2 protein-coding genes and 1 tRNA gene are annotated in these 2,023 nt (G+C 62.2%); all 3 read left to right on the top strand.

Annotated elements, in window-relative coordinates; genetic code table 11:
• The first annotated feature begins 209 nt into the window (after window positions 1-209).
• Window positions 210-283 (top strand) — tRNA-Pro (locus JF66_RS17625).
• Window positions 284-326: 43 nt separating this feature from the next.
• The gene (gene tig, locus JF66_RS17620) at window positions 327-1,685 is read left to right on the top strand and encodes a trigger factor (RefSeq protein WP_035880072.1); all 1,359 of its coding nucleotides are present in this window, start codon (window positions 327-329) and stop codon (window positions 1,683-1,685) included.
• Window positions 1,686-1,825: 140 nt separating this feature from the next.
• Window positions 1,826-2,023: hypothetical protein (locus JF66_RS17615; RefSeq protein WP_156109891.1), on the top strand; the 198-nt coding region annotated here is incomplete at its 3' end.

Genomic DNA, 2,023 nt, shown 5'->3' with positions numbered 1-2,023 from the left:
ATAAGTTTGGAAAACTCAGGCTCTACCATTGAGCTACGACCCCACACCCGTAATCTTGGGCACTCGAATATCGTAGTACATGAATCAGGGTGCGGAATGCCAGTGGGGGCACATCCAGCCGAAAGCCGTGCATTAGACTGGCTGAGGTCAATCAGCCTCCGGGCAGTTTGGCTCCCCAGTAATTCAGTACCAACGGGTCGAACGAGATCCGGGGCGTAGCTCAGCTTGGTAGAGCGCTCGTTTTGGGGGCGAGAAGTCGCAGGTTCAATTCCTGTCGCCCCGACATTACCCGCAGCACACCGTTTCAATACACAGGAGAGTCCCGAGTGAAGTCCACGGTCGAAAAACTGAGCCCCACGCGCGCGAAGCTCACCATCACGGTGAGCCCAGACGAGCTGAAGCCAGCCATCACCCACGCCTACGGGCACATTGCCGAGGACATCAACATCCCCGGTTTCCGCAAGGGCAAGGTTCCGCCGCCCATCATCGACCAGCGCGTCGGCAAGTCGGCCGTGCTCGAGCACGCCGTCAACGAGGGCCTCGACGGTTTCTACCGCTCCGCCGTCGAGGAGCACAAGCTCCGTCCCCTCGGTCGCCCCGAGGCCGACATCGTCGAATGGCCCAGTGACAAGGACTTCTCCGGAGACCTTTTGCTCGCCATCGAGGTCGATGTTCGCCCCGAGATCGAGATCCCGTCCTACGACGGCATCAAGCTCACGGTTGACGCCGTCGAGATCAACGACGACGAGGTCGCCGAAGAACTCGACAAGCTGCGCAGCCGTTTCGGCACGCTCATCACCGTCGACCGTCCGGCCACAACCGGAGACTTCGCTCAGATCGACCTGATTGCCGCCATCGACGGCGTCGAGGTCGACACCGCCGCGGGCATCTCCTACGAGGTCGGCTCCGGCGACCTGATCGAGGGCATCGACGAGGCACTTGACTCGCTCAGCGCCGGCGAATCCACCACGTTCAAGTCCGACCTCATGGGTGGAGATCACGAGGGTGAGACCGCCGAGATCACGATCACCGTCATCGCCGTCAAGGAGCGCGAGCTTCCCGTCGCCGACGACGACTTCGCTCAGATCGCCAGCGAGTTCGACACCATCGCTGAGCTCACCGAGAGCCTGAAGACGCAGGTTGAGCGCTCGAAGGTCTTCGGTCAGGGTGGACAGGCGCGCGAGCGTCTCATTGAGACCCTCCTGACGTCCGTTGACGTTCCGCTTCCGGCCGCCATCATCGAGGACGAGGTGCACCGTCACCTCGAGGGCGAAAGCCGCCTCGAAGACGCTGTGCACCGCGCCGAGGTCACCGAAGCAAGCGAGAAGACGTTCCGTCAGCAGATCCTGCTGGACACGATCGCCGAAGCCGAGCAGGTCAAGGTCAGCCAGGACGAGCTCACGCAGTACCTCATCCAGGGTGCCAGCCAGTACGGCATGGACCCGAGCGAGTTCGTGCAGACCCTCAACACCAACGGTCAGATCCCGTCGATGGTGGCCGAGGTTGCTCGCAACAAGGCTCTGGCCATTGCCTTGGGCAAGGCCGAGGTCGTCGACTCCAACGGCAAGCCCGTTGACCTCACCGAGTTCACCGCGCCGATCATCGGTGCAGCGGACGACGCCGTCACGACGGATGCTCCGGCCGAGGCCGTCGACGCACCCGCCGAGGACGCCGCCGCCAAGTAGCACTCTTCGCACGCAACAAGGGCCGGATGTCGGAAGACATCCGGCCCTTGTGTTTTGCTGCGGGGCTGCGCCCGTGACGATCCACGGACATGGAGTCGAGATGTCGGCCTGACGGTGCCTCGACAGGCACCTTCCTCCACGTGAACGTTATTCTCGTTGAATTCATGCTTGTGGGGGCCCTGTGGGCGGCCCGCAATCTGCCGAGGGCGAACACGGCCGTTTTGGCTGGCATGCTCAGATACATTTATCAGGTAGCGACAACTGAAACGGAGCGCGAAATGGCCGACCCGACACCAAACACCGGTGTTTTTGACCGACTGCTGAAGGACCGCATCATC

This window comes from Cryobacterium sp. MLB-32 (genome assembly GCF_000738085.1).
In the GTDB taxonomy this organism is placed as follows: Bacteria; Actinomycetota; Actinomycetes; order Actinomycetales; family Microbacteriaceae; genus Cryobacterium.
The sequence above is the reverse complement of the archived record's forward strand: the minus strand, read 5'-3'. Positions and strand labels throughout refer to the sequence as shown.